The following is a 20,055-nucleotide window of genomic DNA, read 5'->3' as shown; positions in this document are numbered from 1 at the left end:
TCCAAGATTCGGGACGTCAGGTTAAAACGTTGATGGCGGATACGGCAATTGCACCGGCGCCCAAACGAGAACGCGGGCGCGCAGGCGTGGTCGCTAGATTACGAAGAGGATCACCGCCATGAACTGGAAGATGCTGCCGGCGAGCACCCACAGGTGAAACACGCTGTGCAGATAGCGCACGTTTTTGGCGATATAGAACGGCACGCCCGCGGTGTAGCACACGCCGCCGACGGCGAGCAGGGCAAGTGCCACGGGGTTGAGCAGCGCAACAAGTTCGGGCAGCTTAAAGACAACGAGCCAGCCCATCAGCAGGTAGACCAGGCCGCTTACCCAATGCGGCTGGCGCTCGCGTAGGAAGCACTCGAGGGCGATGCCGATGATGGCGATGGCCCATACGGCAAAGAACAGCACAGCGCCGCCGTCGTTTGCGAGCGTGATGAGGCAAAACGGCGTATAGCTGCCCGCAATGAGCAGGTAGATGCAGCTGTGGTCGATGATGCGAAACACGCGCTTGGCGCGCGCGGGCTGAATCGCGTGGTAGAGCGTGGAGGCTAGGTATTCGAGGATAATGCTGACACCATAGACAATCGCCGCGGCCATGTGGGCCGGGCCTCCGCCGCGCAGGGCAGCGAATACGATCAGGAGCACCAGGCCCGCGATACCCAGCAGGCAGCCGACACCATGGGTGACGGAGTTCATGATCTCCTCGCCCACCGTGTAGTGTGGAACGGCCGCGGTCTTGGGTCGCGGCTTAGAACTGTCGCTCGAATCGGACATGCCGGTTACATCCTCCAACGTAAAGAGTTCTCAACACTATATCAAAGCGTCTAGGTACGTGCGAAATTTGCACCATACGTGACCCTTTGTTTACCCATTCTTTGTCTGTTGACGCATCAACGGCGAACGTCCATAATGCGCTTGCATTAAATGTTGATGTATTAACATCTTATAGGAGAATACCGCATGGCTCAAAACGCACGTTCCCATCGAAAGCTCAAGATAGCCGGCATCGTTGCACTGGTGGTTGTCGTTGCGCTGCTCGGATTTGCCGGCAACTTTCTGTTTGACTTCGCGCTGAATCCCCGCGCGCCATACACCATGAAGATGATGCAGGATAGCAAGAACGACAAAGAAGGTGAGCAGCCGGATGCCGAGGATACCGAGGCGCGGGCATGGTTTAAAGAGAACCGCAAGAGCAGCAACCTCACCGCGGACGACGGGACCGAGCTTGCCGCCTGGTATTTTACTGCCTCGGAGAACACCCACGATTACGCCGTCTGCCTGCATGGATATACCAACGAGCCCATCGGCATGGCTCGATACGCCAAGCGCTTCCACGACCGTGGCATGAACGTGCTCGCGCCTGCCGCCCGCGCCCACGAGCGCTCCGGCGGCGACTATATCGGCATGGGCTGGCCCGAGCGCCTCGATATCGTCGCATGGATCGAGCAAATCGTTCAGGCTGACCCCCAGGCGCGCATTCTTGTCTTTGGCGAATCGATGGGTGCAGCAACCGCTATGAACGTCGCGGGGGAATCTCTGCCTGCAAACGTGAAATGCATTATCGAGGACTGTGGTTATACGAGTGTTTGGGACGAGTTTTCCCTGCAGCTCAAGGACGTGTTCGGCCTGCCCAGCTTTCCCTTGCTCGATGTAGCAAACTTGGTGTGCAACGTGCGCGCGGGCTACGACTTTCATAAGGCGAGCAGTGTGGAGCAACTCAAACACGCGACGGTTCCCATGCTGTTTATCCACGGCGACCAGGACACCTTTGTACCGTACAGCATGCTCGACCAAAACTACGACGCGTGCGCCAGCAAGGTCAAGCAAAAGCTCACTATCCATGGCGCCACCCACGCCAAGAGTGCGCAAGTTGACCCCGAGCTCTACTGGAACACGGTCGACGACTTCCTCGACAAGAATTTTTAGGCAAAAAGCAACGTCTGGGGTTTTGTTGCCAAAAAACGGTTTGTGGTCGGCGGTATTCGATTTTTCACCGCACTTCTGAAAAACCGCCCGTGGGCGCTGTGCTCACGGGCGGCTTTTGCTCAACTAGCGCTACAAAGGCGCTTGTTTTGTCCAATAGCTAGGCGCTACTTGACCTCGATGAGCTCGTACTCGCTCGTGCCAAGGCCGATCTTCTCGGCATGCGCGATGCACGCGCGCCAATCGGTATCGGGATGCGTGATGCAGAAGGGGTCGCGCGCCTGCTCGCCCTCCAGATGCTCGTGGTTATGCTCCATCTTGGCGGCGCTGTCGGTGAGCTCGGTGTTGGGCAGCGGCTCGGATGCCATGACGGCATCGGCGCAGGCCTGATCGATAGCGACCGGGTCGAAGCTCGCGAACATGCCGATGTCGTTGACGATAGGCGTATCGTTTTCGGGATGGCAATCGCAGTTGGGGCTGATATCCATGGCAAGCGAGATATGGAAGCTCGGGCGGCCGTCGACGACGGCCTTGGTGTACTCGGCAATCTTGCAGTTGAGCACGTCGGCCGCGGCCTCATAACCGGGCTTGATGCAGTCCTGGTTGCATGCCGCAATGCAGCGTCCGCAGCCCACGCAGCGATCGTGGTCGATGACAGCCACGTGCACCGTGCGAGTAGCGCCGCTGGCAAGCTCGCGCTCGCGGGTGCCGTCGAACGAGATAGCGTTGTGCGCGCAGATCTTTTCGCAGGCACGGCAGCCAACGCAGTGCTCGGTCGCGACGTTCGGCTTGCCGGCGGCATGCTGCTCCATCTTGCCGGCACGGCTGCCGCCTCCCATGCCCAGGTTCTTCATGGCGCCGCCAAAACCGGCCTGCTCATGGCCCTTAAAGTGGGTGAGGCTGATCACGATATCGGCATCCATGAGCGCCTGACCGATCTTGGCCTCGTGCACGTACTCGCCGCCCTCGACCGGGACGAGCGCCTCGTCGGTGCCCTTGAGGCCGTCGGCAATGATGATCTGGCAACCCGTGGCATACGGGGTAAAGCCGTTCTGGTAGGCGGTATCGATGTGCTCGAGCGCGTTTTTGCGGCTACCGACATAGAGCGTATTGCAGTCGGTGAGGAAGGGCTTGCCGCCCAGCTCCTTCACGACGTCCGCGACGGCGCGGGCGTAGTTGGGGCGCAAAAAGCTCAGGTTGCCCAGCTCGCCAAAGTGAATCTTGATGGCGACGAACTTGTTCTCAAAGTCGATCTGCTCGATACCGGCGTGACGGATGAGGCGCTTGAGCTTGTCGAGCTGGCTCTCGCGAGCATGCGTGCGCAGGTTGGTGAAGTACACCTTAGCGGGTGCTGCGGGTGCAGTTGCGGTCATAGATCTATCCCCTCGGTCTATATGGCGTTACAGACATAGAGGATGGTACCAGTTAAAGCAGAGTTAATGTCAAGCGCGGCACCTAGTCATTGGGGACAGACTTAAATGACTGAAACCACTCATTGGGGACGGACTTAAATGAGTGCCTCGCCACCTGGCAGCTAGGGACGTTCCTTTCCTGCCGGCAGCTGGGGACAGTCCTTGCCAGCACGGCCGGCGAACCGGCGAATCGGCAAAGACTGTCCCCGATGACTACTCCTGCACCTTGAGGGCCTCGGCCAGGCTCACGCGCTTGATGGAGCGCGTGTGTAGCAGCGCCACGACCAGGTAGGTCGCAAAGCCAATGCCGACGCATGCAGCCATAGACCAAGCGGGCACGTAGATCTCAATATTGCCGTTGTAGGCGAGCAGCATCGAGCGGAAGATGGCCGTGAGCGAGCCGATGATCACGGGCAGGCTCAGCACGAGCGACGCCGCCACGCACAGCGTGATCGAGCGGATGTACAGATGCGAGATCTCGCTATCGCGATAGCCAAAGACTTTCATGTAGCTGATCGAGCGGGCGCTGTGGTCGATCACAGCCTTGGTCAGCAGATACATAAACAGCAAGAAGATGAACACCGCAAGCCCAACCATCATGCCAATCATTTTGCTCATCATGCCGATGAACTGGTCGCCCACGGCACGCATGTCGTCGGGCGTGGTGTCGCCGGCAAAGTAGCGCGCGTCGAGGTCGAGCTTCTCGTTGCTCACATAGCCGTTAAAATAGGCGGCGTCGTTGCCGAACAGCTCGTTAAAGTCGTCGACACTCATATAGATATTCATGTCCGACTTTGAGCCCCAGGCACAATCCTTGCCCGCGTACTCAAGGGAATAATGCTCGCCCTCGTACTTGTCGCTGAGCGTGACCTTCTGGCCCTCGCTCCAGCCAAACTTATCGAGCAGACCGCCGCCAAAGACGACGCGCCCATCGCCCACGTTGAGGTCTTTCCAATAGCGCGAATCGGGCGAGATGCCGTAGACGGAAATCGTCTCCTCGCCATTACCATCGCCGCGGTTGTATTGCAGCTGGTAAACGGCATATTTCTCGGCCTGCGCGATTGCGCCCGCGCCGTTGTCGGTCGTATTGACCGGGTGGATATCGTCGTTGTCAGTGTCGATCTTAGAGGCCTTGTCGATCAGGTCGATAGCCTCGTCGCGGTCACAGCCGAGGGCATCGGCAAGGTCATCGAGGCGCGCATAAAGCGCATCCTTCTTGTCCTGGACCTTGGCAAGCGCATCCTGCGCTGCGGTCAGGCTCTCGGCAGACGGAGATGCGGTCGCGGCATCGGCTGCCGCCTGCGCCGCATCGGCCGCGTCATCGAGCTCGTCATCGGCATCCTGGGCGGCGGAAAGCAGCGCGCCGTCAACCGACTGCAAGCGCTCGAGTGCTGACCATTGCTCGCGCTCCTCGGCGGTGCCCTCGAGCTCCAGCGGAGCCTTGAGCGTGTACTGGTGCTCGGCGACCAGGCTCGTCTCGAGGTTGTCCGCGTAGTGCGTCATCGTGGGCAGAATCGCCAGGCCAAAGAGCAGCAGCAGCGACGCAAATGCAATGCCCACGAAGAGCGTGGCGAAGTTGCCCAAGTTGCGCAGGAAGATACGCAAGCGGAAGCGGGAAACAAAACCCATGCGTTCCGACAGCTGCAGACCGCGCTTGGTACCCGACTTGCCGCTCGCCTCGTGGCGAAGGAACTGCAACGGCGTCTTGCCCATCTTGCGAAGCAGGCCCACCAGTGTAATGAGGATGAGCGCGGCAGCGGGAACCACGGCGCACTTCACAAAGATCTCCCAGCTCCAGTACACCTGGAAGGGCGGCAGGCTGTACGAGCCGTAATACAGGCTACGCATAGGCTCGGTAAAGAACGCAATGCCGAGCGCGGTGCCCAGCAGCGCCGCGACCACGCCTACGATGGCGGGAAGCGCCAGGTAGTGCAGCACAATCTCGCGACGACGATAGCCGCTGGCGAGCAGCGTGCCGATGATGGCGCTCTCCTCCTCGATGGTGGCGTCGGTAAGGACCACAAAGACAAACGCCATGATCACGATGATAATGTCGAGCAGCGTCATCCACATCGTAGAGTCGCCGTCCACGTCGTCGCGCGCATAGCCAATGCCCTGATTGGAATCGGCGTCGATGAGGTCATCCACGCGCGCATCGGCATCGGTCAGCGCCTCGACCATATCCTGCTCCGCATCGGTGCGGTCCACGGTGGAGAGATCGCGATCGGCAAAGGTGAAGGAGTAGGTGTAGGCGGGTGCGCCGCCGGCGTCCTCAAGCGCGGCAAAGCCGGCGTCGGTGACCTCGGCCACGCCATAGGTGATGGTGTTCACCGTAAAGTCCGAATTGTTGAGGAACAGCGCCTGGCTATCGGGCTGGGTCATGATGCCGCAGATGGTGTAGGTGCGGCCCTCGAGCTCGACCTTATCGCCCACGGCGAGGTCGTTGTTGGTGGCGAAGACGCGGTCGATTGCCACCTCATCGTCCGTCTTGGGCTGCCTGCCCTCACAGTAGGACGCGATATCGACCTTGGTGCGGTGCGCATAGGTGCGCAGCGTGCGCTTGGCGCCGTCGTCGCCGGCGGTCTTTTTGATGATGGCGTCGATGGAGAAATTCTTGTAGAGCGTGACGCCGCCGACGTCGTCGGCCGCGTCCTCGGCTGCCTTGAGCTGATCGTCGGTAGCCTCGAAGGAGGTGGTCACGCGGCCGTCCTCAATCGTGTACGCATCGCGCATGTCGTCGATAAGGCAACCGATGGAATGCGCCGCGAGCAAAAAGCCCGAGGTAAGGGCGATGCTTCCGCACATAAGCAAAAAGATGCCCAGGTACTTGCCGATATTGCGGCGCAGCTCGCGCGGGAGACGTTTTGCGAGAGGTGTCATGGCGCCGCCTACCAATCGAGCTCGGCGGCCGCGACGGGCGACTCGTTGAGCTCATCCTCGACGATGCGCCCGTCGCGCAGGCGCAGCACGCGGTTGGCCATGCGAGCGATGGCGGCGTTGTGCGTGACGATGATGATGGTGCAGCCGTACTCGTGATTGACATCCTCCATGAGCTGCAGGATTTCCTTGGACGTCTTATAGTCGAGCGCGCCCGTAGGCTCGTCGCACAGCAGCAGACCTGGGTTTTTGACGAGCGCGCGGCCGATGGCACAGCGCTGCTGCTGGCCGCCCGAAACTTGGCGCGGGAACTTGTTGCGGTGCTCGTAGAGGCCCAGCGAACGCAGCAGGTCGTCGACATTGAGCGGGTTTTTGGACAGGTGCGCCGTGACCTCGATGTTCTCCTTGATGGTGAGGTCGGGCACCAGATTGTAGAACTGGAAGACGAAGCCCAGCTCACGGCGGCGGTACTCACCCAGGTCGGTAGGCTTGAGCACCGTGAGGTCGCAGCCGTCCACCATGATGGAGCCGCCGTCGGCATCCTCCAGGCCGCCGATCAGGTTGAGAAAGGTCGACTTGCCCGAGCCCGAGGGGCCCAGCATGACGCAGATCTCGCCGCGGTTGATGGACGTGTCGATGCCATCGAGTACCGTCAGGCGCGCATCACCGTCGCCGTAGTGCTTTTTGAGATCCTTAACCTGGACATAGGCTTCCCGCGTTGCCATGGTATCCCCCATTGTTAGCCTCGTACTACTTTATGAGCGTAATAGTAAACCTTGGCGAACTATTTTGGGGCGAGAGTGGGGATTTGTTTCAGACTAGTCATTGGGGACGTTCTTAAATGACCAGTCACAAGGGACGCTCTTTCGCCACCCGGCAGTTGGGGACGCTCCTTATCTGCCCCCGATGGCTAGTCATTTAAGTCTGTCCCCAATGAATACTTTTGGTCGTTTAAGTCTGTCCCCAATGAGTAGGTGTCTAGGCGTGGGATTTGTTGTGGGCGAGGGCTAGGCCTACGGCGGCGATGGCCGCGGCAAAGAGCACTGTGACGCCCAGATCGCAAGCGATGTCGCCCAGCACGGTGGACGTCAGGTCCGCGGCGAGCGCCTTGCCGATCGCGTCGTTCACCCAATATGTCGGCACAAAGTGCGCCACGGTCTGCACGGCCGGGCCCATCAGCGACAGCGGCATCCAAGCGCCGCCCAAAAACGTCATGAGCATGCCGAGCAGGTTGCCCACGCCATTGAGCAGCTCCTCGCGCGCACCCAGGCTCGAAAGGGCAAAGCCAACGGCCAGCGGCGTGCACGCCAGGGCAAACGTCGCCGCCAGTGCCAGGCACACACGGCCCACGCCGACCTCGGCGACCGCGCCGGCAAAGCCCACGACGCCCATCATGCTCGACACAAACCAGATGCAGACGGTGAGCACGGCGGCGGCGGCAAACACGGCAAGCGAACGTTGGCGCTCGGAGATTGGGCCGGCATCCATACGACGCACGCGCTCGGGCTCGTTCATGCCCGAGAACACCAACCCCACCGATACGATGACCGACGAGATAATCGCGTACGCGCCAAAGTTGAAGTACGACTCGAGCGTGGCGGCAGCAGCCGAGTCGACCTTGACCCGCTCGATCTGGACCTCCGCGCGCTTTGCAGCGGCATGTTCGGCGGCCTTGGCAACGTCGCCGTTGGAGGCAGTGGGCTCAAGTGCGGCTGCAGCGCCCGCGAGCGAGATCCAACGCGAAGCCTCGGCAGACGAAAGCGCCGCCGCCATGGTGCCGGCACCGTAGGTCACATCGAGCTTGGGCAGGGACTCCCCCACGCGGGCGGCTGCAACGAGGTCGTCCTCAAACCCCTCCGGGATAAAGAACACGCAGTCGGCGCTGCCCTTGGCGCTGTTGCTCTTGGAGAGCGCGTCCGCAAGGTCGTACGTATCGTCGCCGATGCCCGTGACCAGCTCAAAACACGAACCCAGATGCTTGGTAAGCGCACGCGAAAGGTCGCTGTCGTCGCGGTCGACCACGATCACGTTGGCATCGTAGGGCTTGTACTCGGTGAGCTGCGACGAGTTCCAGCTCACCGATGCCGCGATGAATACGCCCATGAGCGAGATGAACACCGTATAGATGAGCAGGTAGAACGGGTGCGCCAGCGCCATGCGAAGCGCGGTCTTAAAGGTGCTCATAGCGACTCCTTCCAAAGATCAGCGTAGCGGCGGCGACAAACACCAGGGCCATCAGGACGAGCGCGCCCGCGCGAACAGCGAAGGGCCCCAGGTCCTCAAAGAAATACAGGCGATTGAACATGTCGCAGATGAGCTTGACGGGGTTGAACCAGCACTCGGCCGGGCAGGCGCGGGCGACGTCGTCGGCAAGCGCCATCGCCGGCTCGCCGTAGAGGCCGGCGAACAGGGCGCACGTGGTAGCAAAGCCCGTGAGGATGCCGGACTTGGACGCCTTGCCGCCCTTAACGGGAAGTGTGCCCACAAAGAGTCCCAGGCCCGTGGCGGCAAGCGCGGAAGCGGCGCCGCCCACCAGACACAGCCCCTCGCGCCCGCCAAAGTCGACGCCCACGACCAGGCGCACGTAGCCGATTGCGATCGCCATCGAGGCGAAGGAAACCAGCCACGAGCCGACAAAGATGCCGGCCAGCGACGCCGTCTTGGAAAGGCTGCCCACGCAGCGACGCGCGCCAAGGCCCGACAGATTGGGCTGCAGATCGACGACGCTCAAGGCGGCAAACTCGGCAGACATCATCGCGACCAGGCCAAAGAGCGCGTAATAGTAGATGACCGTGCCATCGGGTGTGGTGCGTGTCAGGCTTACGCGGCGGGTACTGCCCTCGAGCGACAGGGCGCGCGCAACCGCCTCCGGGTCGGCGAGCGCCGCCGGGTTGTCCTGGGCAATCTGGGACATGAGCTCGGCATTTTGTGTATACGAGCTTGCCACCGTCTCCAAAATGCTGCGGTCGGTGAGCACCGACGACGCACGCGAGCTGTCGTAGCTCGACAGCAACGTGAGCTTGGGTGCGCCCGCATCGTCGACCGTATAGATGCCCGCGACCTCGCCGGCCTTAAGCGCACGGTTCGCATCGGCTGCGTCGTCGCACTCGTGAATCTCGAGCAGCTGATCGTCGCTCTCCTTGGCAAGCGACGTCGCCACGTCCTTAAAGGTCGAGGCGTCCCAGGCCTCGTCCGCTATGACGGCAACCGGCACCGGGTCGACCGTGCCGTCGGAGCTCAGATTCGCAAACATAAACATGAACATCGTGGAAAGCGCGATGGGAAAGAGGGCGCCCCAGACCCACGTACTCGGTCGGCGCAGCAGCGTCTTGACCGTAATGATAATGGTGTTGAACATGGCTGCCCCCTAGTCGCGCAGCTCGCGGCCGGTGATCTCGAGGAACACGTCGTTGAGGGTCGGCGGCTCGGAATAAATGCGGCCAAGCGCCACGTCATGCGAGCGCAGCGCATCGAGAATGTCCGTCAGGTTATGCGGGCTCGCCTCGCACGAAAACGTGAGCTGGCCCGCCGTCGCCGACAGGTCCAGGACATGCGGCAGGCTCGCGACGGCACCGAGCGCCGCGCTCGGCACCTCGCCGACCTCGATCACGATCTTCTCGCCCATCTGAATCATGCGCTTGAGTTCGTCGTTGGTGCCCTGCGCCAGCACGCGCCCGCCGTCCATGATCATGATGCGGCTGCAGATCTGCTCGACTTCCTCCATATAATGGCTGGTATACACCACCGTGGCGCCCTCGTCGCGCAAGCGGCAGATGCCCTCCAGGATGGCGTTGCGACTCTGCGGGTCGACTGCCACCGTGGGCTCGTCAAAGAAGATGAGCTCGGGCTTGTGCGCGATGCCGCAGGCGATGTTGAGGCGACGCGCCAGGCCGCCCGAGAGCTTGCCGGGGCGAAACTTGGTAAAGTCGCCCAGCCCGACAAAGTCGATCGCCTCGTCCACCAGCGCACGGCGGCGCTTACGGTCGCTAACGTAAAGGCTGCAGAAATAGTCGATATTCTCGCGCACGGTGAGCTCGTCGAATACCGCCACCTGCTGCGGCACCACACCGATGCGGCGCTTGAGGTCGTAGCGGGCGGGCGTCATGGGCTCGCCGAACAGCTCGATGGTGCCCTTGTCGTAGGCGAGCAGCTGCAGGATGCAGTTGATGGACGTGGTCTTGCCCGAGCCGTTGGGGCCCAGCAGGCCAAAGATCTCGCCGGGGGCGATGCTGAGGTTAAAGTGGTCGAGCGCGATAAGGTCGTCGTAGCGCTTGACGAGGTTTTCGACGTGGACGATGTCTGTCATGAGGCGGCCCCTCTGTTGCTTGCGGCCCGGTACGATTGCATCATCGCAGGAGCCGCCGGCGCGCGCCAGTGAGCTTTGTCACGAGTGCGGAGCTTGGCCGTGCGGCCTGCCGACGTCCCCGCTTTGCCGCGTGGGAAGAATGTCACGGTTGCGCAGGCGGTCCCTCCCCCATGCGCGGCATCGCGTACAATACCCGTATGAACAGGCTTTTCGACAAATCGATCGTGCTGGCGTGCTGCATTGCGGCCGCCATGGGCCTTACTGTGGACGCTCACCTGGTCGCGGCGTTTTGCCTTGGCGTTATTGCCACCTCACTGGCCGAGGTCGCACAGGGGAAACGCACGCGCCGCGCAAGCGAGACCGCAAGTTACGCTTACATCATCGCGGCTGTCTTCGTGCCGCCGTTTGTGCCGTTTGCGCCTCTCGCCCTCTATGACATCGCGCGACGCGTGCGCCGTGAACGCATCTGGCCCGCGCTGGCGATTGGCGCCGTGTTTGTCTGCGCGCTTGTCGCGGACCTTCGCGGCGACGCGTTCACCACCCGAACGCTCCTGCTGACCGCTATCCTTTCGGTTGCCGCCACCTTGCTATCGCTACGTACCGCCCAGCTGGAGCGCGAGCAACAGCGCATGCGCCGTACCCGCGACGAGCTGCAAGAACGAGCCCTCGCGCTCGAAGCGCGCAACCGCGACCTTGCCGACCGCCAGGACTACGAAGTCGAGCTCGCGACGCTCGCCGAACGCGCCCGCATCGCGCGCGAGATCCACGATAACGCCGGGCACCAGCTCACGCGCGCCTCGCTGCAGGCCGAAGCCCTACGCGTGGTCCACGCCGACGAGCCTGGCGTCGCCGCCGATTTCGCCGACGTTAAACGCACGGTTGACGAGGCGCTCCAGCTTGTGCGCACCAGCGTCCACGCGCTCAACGACAGCGCCGTCGACCTTTCCGTGCAGCTCGAACGCATTATTGAAGGCGCGCGCTCGGACAGCGGTCCGCAGATTGAGCTTGAGGTTTTGGCCGAGCATGCGCCCGCTAACGTCGCCAACTGCTTTGCGGCGGTGCTGCGCGAGGCGCTTTCCAACGCCATGCGCCACGCTTGCGCCCAGACCGTCACCGTACGATGCATGGAACATCCGTCGTTTTACCAGCTTGTCGTTACCGACGATGGCGCGGGTGGGGTCCACGCAAGCGGCCGCGACGCTGCAGAGGGCATGGGGCTCGCCTCCATGCGCGAGCGCATCGAGGCGCTTGGCGGCGCCTTTACCGCCGGCCCGCGTGCCGGCGCCGGCGGCTGGCGCGTGTTTGCCACCGTTCCCAAACAGCAAGGAGATGAGGACCGATGAGGCTCATCGTTGTCGACGACGACCGCTTAGTGGTCGATTCGCTCAAGATTATCCTGGGCGCCCAGCCGCAGATCGAGGTAGTGGGTACCGGCGCCAACGGCAACGACGCGGTTTCGCTCTATGCCGAACACGCACCCGATATCGCGCTGCTCGACATTCAGATGCCGGGACGCGACGGCCTATCGGCGGCGCGCGAGATTCTTGAGCGCGATCCTGCGGCACGCGTGGTGTTTCTGACGACATTCTCGGATGACGAGTACATTGTGTCGGCGCTCAAGTTGGGCGCCCGCGGCTACCTGATCAAAACCGATGTCGCCGCCATTCCGCCGGCGTTGGCGCAGGTCATGGACGGTAAACGCATACTCGAGGGCAAGGCGATCGAGGACATCGACTTTGACGGAACGGGCGTCAAAGCGGGCACGCCCCGCCGGCCCGCAGCCTTCGCCAGCCTGACCGACCGCGAGTTCGAAGTCGCCGAGCTCATCGCCCGCGGCCTCGACAACAAGGAGATCGCCGCCACCGCCTACATGGGCGAAGGCACCGTGCGCAACCACATCAGCTCAATCCTAGCCAAGATGGGGCTACGCAACCGCACGCAAATCGCCATCGCCTATCTGCGAGGCTAGCCGCTGGCTGCCGCCAATTTGATGCCATTTCAAAACTATGCCGGTTTACTACGATGAACCGCATATCTCCGACCACGGCAAATTGCGCACTTACAAAACCGCAGGTAGAACACTTGCGATATTTGCAAAAATGCGGGTGTGGTCAGGAATCTCGGATTCATCGTAGTAAACCGGCATAGTTTTGTTCGGGCGGCCCTGCACGAGTGTCTCCGCCAGCCTCGCGGGACCAAAATGAGCCGTTTTCCTCCGTCCCCAATGGATCAGCCGAAACCGCCCGCCACGAAATCGGCCCATCTACTACGTTTGACTCGATACCCCTGACCATACCTTCATTTTGAACAAAACCGCAGGCGTACTACCTGCGGTTTTGTTTTCGCGTTTTTTAGCATGGTTGGGGGTAAGGGACTAAACGTAGTAGATGGGCCGGTTTCGTGGCGAACCCTTCTCGCCTACGCACAAAAGCGCCGCCACGGAGGAGGGAGATACCTCCGTGGCGGCTGGGGGTGGGGTGGGGGCTACATTTTTGGCTTTTCGCCAGCGGCCCGGGGCCTTTTGGCCCCGGGCGCTGTCAGCGCGCCTAGCGCTTACGGATACCCCAGACTAGGGCTCCGACGCCGGCCATGGCGATAACAAATGCCATGAGCAGTGCGGCAGCCTGCTGGTCGCCCGTGGTGGGCAGGAAACCCTTGACCGTCTTGACGATGTTCGTCACGGTCTTGGGCGTGCCGGGATCGGGCGTCGGCACGGGCGTCTCGGACTTCTTGTACGTGTTGTTGAACACGATACCCTCGACGCTCTTGTCGCCCTTGGTAAAGGCGACGTTCGCCTTGAGGTTGCCCTCGCCGTCGTCGACCACGTTAACGGTCGCGGTAAAGACGGACTTGTCGTAGGTCATACCGGCCTCGTCGCCCTTGACCTCGCTGATGGTGTAGACGTACGTACCGGGCTCGTCGTACTCGAACTTGTCGAAGTTGATCTTGCCGTCGGCATCGTTGGTGACGGTGGACTCGACGTCCTCGCCAACGAGCTTAAAGCTAAACTCGTCCTTCTTGAGCTCGCGTCCCTCGAGCACCTTGATAGCGCCGATGGAAACCTGCGTAGGCATGGCGTGATACTTGTTGGTAAAGCCAGCCGACTCGGTGGTTCCCTCGAGCTTGTGCGTCGCGGTCAGCGTGCCGTCGCCGTTGTCGGAGACGGTGGTCACGACGGTGTAGGTCGTGCCGTCATAGGTGACGCCCTTGTACAGGCCGAGCGCGTTGGGGCAAGCCTCGCGCAGCATGTACGTGTGCGTGCCGGGTGCCTCGTAGCGGATCGGGCTCAGCGTAACGTTACCGTTGACGTCGTTGGTACCGCTAGCGACAACCACACCGTCCTCGAGCAGCTCAAACGTGAACTCGTCAGCTGCAAGATCGCGGCCGGTCAGACGCTTGACCGTCTTGACCTGATCGGTCACGGACGAATCGGTAGGTGCCACGCCGTAGGTGTTGGTAAACGTGAAGGCAGCACCGTCGTCGCCTTCGCGCTTGACGCTCAGATGCCCGGCACCGTCGTCAGACACGGTGTAGGAAACCTTGCGCGTGGCGTTGGTGTCATTGGTCACGCCAGGGGCACTACCGGACTCGGTCACCGTGTAAGTAAAGGTGTGCGAGCGCGGAGCGGTGGGGGCTGCGGGCTCGGGCTCGTCGCTGGGCTCGTCGGCGTTGGCATCGGTGTCGGCCTCTTCAGCCTCTGCCTCGTCGGCCTCGGCTTCGTCAGCTTCGTCTGCCTCGGCCTTATCGGTCGCATCGTCCGTCACGCCCAGAGCGCGGTTGAGGTCCTCGAGCGTAAAGTGGATCTTGCCAAAGTCCACGTTGCCAGCCGCGTCGTTGGTTGCGGTCGTGCGCTCGGGCATCGGGGCACCAGACTCGTCGGCGGTCACGGTAAAGGTGAACTTGCCCGTGATGTCAGCCGGGGTCAGGCCCTCGGCAGCTTGGAGCTTCTTAATGCCGGTGAGCGCGGCATCGACGGCTTCGGCGCCGTAGACGTTCTCGAACAAGGGCTCGACGCCGCCGTAGTCGACCGTTGCCGTCAGGGTACCGTCACCGTTGTCGACGACGATAACCTTAAAGCCAAAGCTCCACGTTGTAGCGGAAACGCCATTCGGCAGCCCGAATAAATCTTCGTAGGCCGTGTAGTTAATGGTCCAGGCAAGCTTACCGTCCTTATCGGTACGATAAGCAAGCCCAGCAGCCTCAAGATTAGCAAGCATCTTAGTGTCGTAGTGCAGCGTATCAAAGCTCACGTGCCCGCCGATATTGGGCTTGAGGTTTTCGTATGCCACAAGCTCACCCTGATAGGCGATGCCGAACCAGAACTCGCCGTCGGCCATCGGGCGACCGGTCAGAGTCTTGGTGGCAACGACCTGAGCAGCGGTGCCACCAGGCGTGTTGGTCGTAGCGCTGTAACTGTTGTGGAACGGGACCAGGGCACTCTCGACCTTGTTCTCACCGCTCTTGTGGACCGTCGTATGCGTACCCTCGGGACCGCCGGAAACGGTCGTGGTAGCGGTAAGCGTACCGGCGCCGTCATCGGCGATAACGATCGTCACCGTGCGCTCGGCGTTGTCGTAGGTGTAACCGGGCTTGCCGTCGTTCTTCTCGGCCACGGTATATTTGAAGGTCTTGCCGGCGTCAGCCTGCGTAAACTTGACCTCATGGCCCGCCAGAATATCAATCAGACCGACCGTCGCCTCTGCCGTTGCAGGGGACTGGAAGTTGTTGGCGCCGGGCAGCAGGCCGAGCGCATTGGCCGAAGCCTCGTCGGCGGGCTTCACGGTAAAGGTGAACTGGCCCTCGGTCATGGGACGTCCGGAGAGGGCCTTGCTAAGCTTAAGGCCGCCGGCCGCGGCGTAATCGAGCTCAGAGCGGTACATGTTGGTAAAGCGTCCGTTTTCCTTCTTGGTGACGTTGGCGGTCAGGACGCCCTTGCCGTTATCAGTCACGGTCACTTCGGCGGTCGCGACATGTCCGTCATACGTCATGCCTGCCGCGCTGCCCGCGTTCTCGCGGATCTCGTACTTGTAGGTTCCAGCAGCCGTGTAGTGGATCTTGCCGAACTTGATGGCTGCGATGCCGTCCTTCGCGTCCTTCTTGCTCACGGTTACGGTTGCGGGATCGGGCAGCGGGGTGCCCTCGGGGGCGGTGACGGTAAAGCTGAACTTGTCCGCATCCGTCCAGTCGCGGCCGTCAATGGCCTTGCTCAGGTCAAAGTCGAGCTCTGCGTCGATCGGGGTCACACTGTAGGAGTTCTTGAACTCGGCGGGCTCGGTGCCCTTCAGGACATGCTCGGCCTTGAGGGTACCGTCGCCGTTGTCGGTGATGGTGGTCTCGATGGTGAACTTGGCATCGCTGTAGGTGATACCGCCGGCGTTGCCCTTGACCTCGCGTAGCGTGTAGGTGTGCGTTCCAGCCTTGGTGTACTCGATGGCGCTCATCGTGATCTTGCCATCGGCGGCGTTCTTGCCGGTGGCAACGACCTTGGCGTCCTTGCCCTCGCCCTCGACGAGCTCGAAGGAGAACTCGCCCTCAGCCATGTCGCGGCCGGTCAGGACCTTGGTCGCGGTGATCTGGTCGGTGACGCTGAACTCGTCAGGCGTCACGCTGTAGGTATTGGTGAACGTAAATGCCGCGTTGCCGTCCGGGTTGCGGGACACGCTCAGTTTGCCCTTGCCGTCATCGGTCACGGTGAAGGAAACCGTATGCGAAGGCTCGGCGTCGTTGGTCACGCCAGCGACCTCGCCGGACTCGGTCACGGTGTAGGTAAAGGTGTGCTCGCGCTTCTCGGGCTTCTCGCCCAGAGCCTTGTTAAGGTCGTCGAGCGTAAAGGTAATCTTGCCAAAGTCGACCTTGCCCTTGGCATCATTGGTCACGCTCGCGTTCGCGGGCATGGGTGCGCCCTCTTCACCGGTCACGGTAAAGGTGAACTTGCCGGCAATGTCAGCCGGGGTCAGGCCATCAGGAACCTGCAGATTCTTCTTGCCCACAAGCGATGCCTCGGCAGGCGCGGCAGTGTAGGCGTTCACAAACTCGTTGCCGGCATCGCCGTAGACAGCCGTCGCCGTCAGGGTACCATCGCCGTTGTCGACAACGGTCACATACGCGTCAATTGCCGACACGGTAGCGCTCATGCCCGCGGGCAGCTCACCGGTCTGCTCGGCAGCGACGTAATGAATGGTCCACGTGGGCTTGCCTGAGCTGGCATCAAGCGATGCCTTGTCTTCCTCGACCAGCTTGGCGAGCGACTTGGTCGTGTACGTCAGCGGACCGAACTCAACCTTGCCACCCTTGTTGGTGGTCTCTAGCAGAGCCTCGTCGTGCCCCGCGTAGCTCAGCGCAAACTTGAATTCGTCATCGGCCATCGGGCGCCCTGTGAGCGTCTTGGTAGCCTCAAGAGTCAGCGGAGTTTCCGTCTTGGCGCTATAGGTGTTCGTGAACACCTTGTCCTCGGCCTTTGTAACCTTGGCCGTCAGCTTTCCGGCAGTATCGACGGTTACCTTCACGGTAATCTTCGCGACGTTATCGCTGTAGGTGATGCCACCCAGCTTGCCCTTGACCTCGCGGACCTCATAGGTGTACTCACCCGGCTTGTTGTAGGTGATCTCGCCGAAGTCGATAGCCGTGTTGTCCCTGGTCACAGTCGCGTCCGTGGACGCAGGCATCGGAGCGTCATTCTTGGGCGTCGCGGAGAGCTCAAACTTAAACTCATCGGTAGCCGTCCAATCGCGGCCCTCGAGCACCTTGGTCAGGCCAAAGTCGGCCTTGGTATCCACCGTTGCCGGCGTTATATCAAAGCTGATCTTGCCGTTGTTGCCCAGGTGAACGTCAACCTCCGTGGCGTTGTTGTTCCACTTGGGGTTGAGCACGTCATCCGCGGTACTGGTGCGGTTGCCGCCCACACTCTTCTTGGTGGTGTGGAGTTCGTCAATAAAGGCAAGGCGTGCGGTTCCCTTCTTGAACGACAGGTTTCCGCTCGTGTCGCGCACGAAGGCGTCCTCAGAGCTCGCGGCGTCTTCGCCGGTAAACTCGATAACGGCAGTACTGGATTCAACCTTGCCGCCTTCGCCCGCTACCTCAAACTCATCCTTGTAGTAATAGGTGCCCTTGGCAGCCAGCGGGATCGAGTCCTTCGCTGGCGTCTTGCAGTCCCTATCCGTGTAAATGGGGGTCTGCTTCTGGAAATAGTAGTAGCGGTTGGAATCGGCAGGCTCGAAGTTCGCGATCGTATCGCCCAGCTCGCCACGGCTCCACTTGTTCGCGTAGAAGCTAACGGTCTTTGAGTCGTTCTCCGTGGTGGTCGTATTGCTCTTGATGTAGTCCTCGAGCCTCGGTACGCTCTCGGGCGTAAACAGGTTATTGAGCGCGTCTTTCTTAACGCTCGAGGTGTAGTTCACCTGGATGGGCTTAGTATCGTCGACCGTAAGTACACCATCGGTGATCTTAAAGTGGCGCAGCGGAATCAGCGACGCGGGAATCTTGACCGTTACGATATCGCCGGTCCGGGGCTCGTCCTTTTTGGCATGCTGAACGGTGATGACCAGGTGCGCGGCATCGTCAGCAAATGTGTAGGTGTCGACGTTGTCCTCGATCTTTGTCGGCTTGTCAAGCGTCGTGCCGTTGTATATAAAGCCGTCGACCTGCATAAAGTCGCCCAGCTGGTCGGTAAACGTGATGTAGCCGGACTCATGCTCGCCATAACCGTCATGGACTTCGGTCGGATAACCAGTCTGGATAATGCTTCCCGAGATCTCTTCGAAGATCTTCTCGAGCTCAGCGGCGCTAGTTGCCGACTTGTAGTAACCGGAGTTTTCCGCACGTGCACCATAGTCGATGACCCACTTTTTACGGAAGCCCTCATTAGTAATGCTTGACGAGGCGCTCGGATAGTTGCTCGACACGGCATGCATGAACTTGTTCTCGTTGCTTGTGTCCTCAGCCGTGGGTTCGGCACTGGGGTCTGCGCCGTCAAAGATGCCGATTGTGTAAATGTCGGCGCCATTGGCCTTGAGGCTCTTTGCACTGTTGATGGCGCTATTGGCAACACTTGCCTCGAATCCATTAGAACTCGTAGGTGAGCCATCCGTGAAGAAGACAACGACCTTCTTGGCATCGGCGCGACCAGACGGAGACGAAAATTGCCCATCAGCCAGCTCCAAGCCATAGTCGGCGCGCGTGGAACCGGCAGGACTGATGAGGTTGACCGTACTCTTTAGGCTCTCCGCACCTTTACCTTTGCCCTTGCTGCAGAGCGTCAGATCCTTCATGGTCTGCGAGTAGTTGTAGGTGTAGCCACCTTCGCGATAAGTGCCGTTGCCGACCTGATTAGTCATCTCGCCCGAAAACTTTACGATGGCGACCTTGTGCTGCTTGGACGGATCTTTAATGCTTTCGTTTTGCGTTGCGATAGTGTCAATAAAGCTATTGGCGGCCGCCTTCAACGCATCGATACGCTTGGTACGGTCGCTTCTGCTCATCTCATCATCCATCGAGCCCGAGGCATCCAGCACCATCACGATGTCGAGCGGCTTGCCGGAAATCGTTGTATCGGATGTCGAGGAGATAGCAGACAGCGTGGTCAGGAAATCTGACTTTCCGTCCTTGACCGCCTTGACCGTCTTGTCGGTCCAGATTCGGCCGATGTTTTGAGTTGTAGTTTCCTTGCCGTCAATGCCGCCGGCCCAGTACTTCCAGCGGTCGCTGGTGTCGTAGTCGACGATCTTTTCACTCGCCGTCGGTCCATCCATTCCTGTGCTGGACCTGGCGTTGGCCTCGGGCAGCATGGCGAATGCTGCGGCTGGCAATACCAGCACTACGGCCAGTATCACCGCCAAGAGACCCCTCGTGTACCTGCTCATCGTGTCTCCCTTCTCGCAGGATCAGACCTTGCATCAGCCTAAAGTTACGAAATGAGACACAATTAGGGCAGGTGACACACGTTCCAGATTCAGTTTTGGGCGTGAGACAAATGTCTCACCAAAGTTGAGACACGGCGTTTTCGCAGGAAAACAGGTGCGACTCGGAGCCGACAGGCCAAAATGATCCGTTTTCCTCCGTCCCCGGGGGATCAGTTGGCGATGCCCGCCACGAAACTGGTCCATCTACTACGTTTGACCCGATACCCCTGGCTATAACCGTGTTTCACGAAAAACCGCAGGCGTTCTACCTGCGGTTTTGTTTTTGCGTTTTTTGCCATGGTTGAGAGCAGCGGCTCAAACGTAGTAGATAGGCCCATTTCGTGGCGGACGGGTCGCGCGGGCGCCCTCGCGAGGCCAAAATGATCCGTTTTCCTCCGTCCCCGGGGAATCAGGGGCTGCTACGGATATGGTGCCATTTCAAAAGTATGCCGGATTACGGGGCTAAAGTCAGAACCCTCATCCATACCTGCGATTTCTAAAAAATGGCAAGCCGTCTACCTGCGGTTTTGGTTTCGCGATTTTCGGTATGGTCGGGGGTTCGCTCTCCAGCCCCGTAAACCGGCATAGTTTTGTTCGCGGCAGCTCAACCACGCGTTCACGCGCGGGGCCGGCGGGG

11 protein-coding genes are annotated in these 20,055 nt (G+C 60.8%); 3 read left to right on the top strand and 8 right to left on the bottom strand.

The window, feature by feature from the left end:
• Positions 1-93: 93 nt before the first annotated feature.
• Positions 94-777, bottom strand: a complete 684-nt coding sequence (gene trhA, locus I2D57_RS06270) for a PAQR family membrane homeostasis protein TrhA (RefSeq protein WP_172676303.1) — start codon at positions 775-777, stop codon at positions 94-96.
• A 186-nt stretch (positions 778-963) separates the two neighbouring features.
• On the opposite strand from trhA, the gene I2D57_RS06265 reads away from it, so the two are divergent.
• The gene (locus tag I2D57_RS06265) at positions 964-1,929 is read left to right on the top strand and encodes an alpha/beta hydrolase (protein ID WP_195361870.1); all 966 of its coding nucleotides are present in this window, start codon (positions 964-966) and stop codon (positions 1,927-1,929) included.
• Positions 1,930-2,093: 164 nt separating this feature from the next.
• On the opposite strand, the gene I2D57_RS06260 is transcribed toward I2D57_RS06265, so the two are convergent.
• From I2D57_RS06260 to I2D57_RS06235, 6 genes are all read right to left on the bottom strand, one after another.
• On the bottom strand, positions 2,094-3,299 hold the full coding sequence (locus I2D57_RS06260; RefSeq protein WP_195361869.1) for a DUF362 domain-containing protein: 1,206 nt from the start codon (positions 3,297-3,299) through the stop codon (positions 2,094-2,096).
• 252 nt (positions 3,300-3,551) lie between these two features.
• On the bottom strand, positions 3,552-6,218 hold the full coding sequence (locus I2D57_RS06255) for an ABC transporter permease (RefSeq protein WP_195361868.1): 2,667 nt from the start codon (positions 6,216-6,218) through the stop codon (positions 3,552-3,554).
• A gap of 8 nt (positions 6,219-6,226) precedes the next feature.
• The gene (locus I2D57_RS06250) at positions 6,227-6,940 is read right to left on the bottom strand and encodes an ABC transporter ATP-binding protein (protein WP_229055659.1); all 714 of its coding nucleotides are present in this window, start codon (positions 6,938-6,940) and stop codon (positions 6,227-6,229) included.
• A gap of 253 nt (positions 6,941-7,193) precedes the next feature.
• Positions 7,194-8,399, bottom strand: coding sequence for an ABC transporter permease (locus I2D57_RS06245; RefSeq protein ID WP_195361866.1), 1,206 nt, complete (start codon positions 8,397-8,399; stop codon positions 7,194-7,196).
• Positions 8,386-9,573, bottom strand: a complete 1,188-nt coding sequence (locus I2D57_RS06240) for an ABC transporter permease (RefSeq protein WP_195361865.1) — start codon at positions 9,571-9,573, stop codon at positions 8,386-8,388. Before I2D57_RS06240 ends, I2D57_RS06245 begins: the two co-directional genes overlap by 14 nt.
• 9 nt (positions 9,574-9,582) lie before the next feature.
• Positions 9,583-10,521: an ABC transporter ATP-binding protein gene (locus I2D57_RS06235; RefSeq protein WP_195361864.1), complete on the bottom strand. Its 939-nt coding sequence runs from the start codon at positions 10,519-10,521 to the stop codon at positions 9,583-9,585.
• 197 nt (positions 10,522-10,718) lie between these two features.
• Here I2D57_RS06235 and I2D57_RS06230 point away from each other — a divergent pair, with 197 nt between their 5' ends.
• Positions 10,719-11,864, top strand: a complete 1,146-nt coding sequence (locus I2D57_RS06230; protein WP_195361863.1) for a sensor histidine kinase — start codon at positions 10,719-10,721, stop codon at positions 11,862-11,864.
• Positions 11,861-12,490 (top strand): response regulator, encoded by a 630-nt coding sequence (locus I2D57_RS06225; protein WP_195361862.1) that lies wholly within the window; start codon positions 11,861-11,863, stop codon positions 12,488-12,490. The genes I2D57_RS06230 and I2D57_RS06225 overlap by 4 nt, the downstream gene beginning before the upstream one ends.
• 577 nt (positions 12,491-13,067) lie before the next feature.
• Here I2D57_RS06225 and I2D57_RS06220 read toward each other — a convergent pair.
• A complete protein-coding gene (locus I2D57_RS06220) occupies positions 13,068-19,379 on the bottom strand; it encodes a Spy0128 family protein (protein WP_195361861.1) in 6,312 nt (2,103 codons plus the stop codon).
• Between the last annotated feature and the right edge of the window lie 676 nt (positions 19,380-20,055).

It is taken from the genome of Collinsella aerofaciens, assembly GCF_015553355.1.
GTDB classification, from domain to species: Bacteria; Actinomycetota; Coriobacteriia; order Coriobacteriales; family Coriobacteriaceae; genus Collinsella; species Collinsella aerofaciens_V.
This window is presented reverse-complemented; position numbering and strand designations above follow the sequence as displayed.

Excerpts from the sequence above, each read along its gene's own strand:
- trhA (WP_172676303.1), bottom strand. The coding sequence starts at position 777 with ATGTCCGATTCGAGCGACAGTTCTAAGCCGCGACCCAAGACCGCGGCC.
- I2D57_RS06265 (WP_195361870.1), top strand. The coding sequence starts at position 964 with ATGGCTCAAAACGCACGTTCCCATCGAAAGCTCAAGATAGCCGGCATC.
- I2D57_RS06260 (WP_195361869.1), bottom strand. The coding sequence starts at position 3,299 with ATGACCGCAACTGCACCCGCAGCACCCGCTAAGGTGTACTTCACCAAC.
- I2D57_RS06255 (WP_195361868.1), bottom strand. The coding sequence starts at position 6,218 with ATGACACCTCTCGCAAAACGTCTCCCGCGCGAGCTGCGCCGCAATATC.
- I2D57_RS06250 (WP_229055659.1), bottom strand. The coding sequence starts at position 6,940 with ATGGCAACGCGGGAAGCCTATGTCCAGGTTAAGGATCTCAAAAAGCAC.
- I2D57_RS06245 (WP_195361866.1), bottom strand. The coding sequence starts at position 8,399 with ATGAGCACCTTTAAGACCGCGCTTCGCATGGCGCTGGCGCACCCGTTC.
- I2D57_RS06240 (WP_195361865.1), bottom strand. The coding sequence starts at position 9,573 with ATGTTCAACACCATTATCATTACGGTCAAGACGCTGCTGCGCCGACCG.
- I2D57_RS06235 (WP_195361864.1), bottom strand. The coding sequence starts at position 10,521 with ATGACAGACATCGTCCACGTCGAAAACCTCGTCAAGCGCTACGACGAC.
- I2D57_RS06230 (WP_195361863.1), top strand. The coding sequence starts at position 10,719 with ATGAACAGGCTTTTCGACAAATCGATCGTGCTGGCGTGCTGCATTGCG.
- I2D57_RS06225 (WP_195361862.1), top strand. The coding sequence starts at position 11,861 with ATGAGGCTCATCGTTGTCGACGACGACCGCTTAGTGGTCGATTCGCTC.
- I2D57_RS06220 (WP_195361861.1), bottom strand. The coding sequence starts at position 19,379 with ATGAGCAGGTACACGAGGGGTCTCTTGGCGGTGATACTGGCCGTAGTG.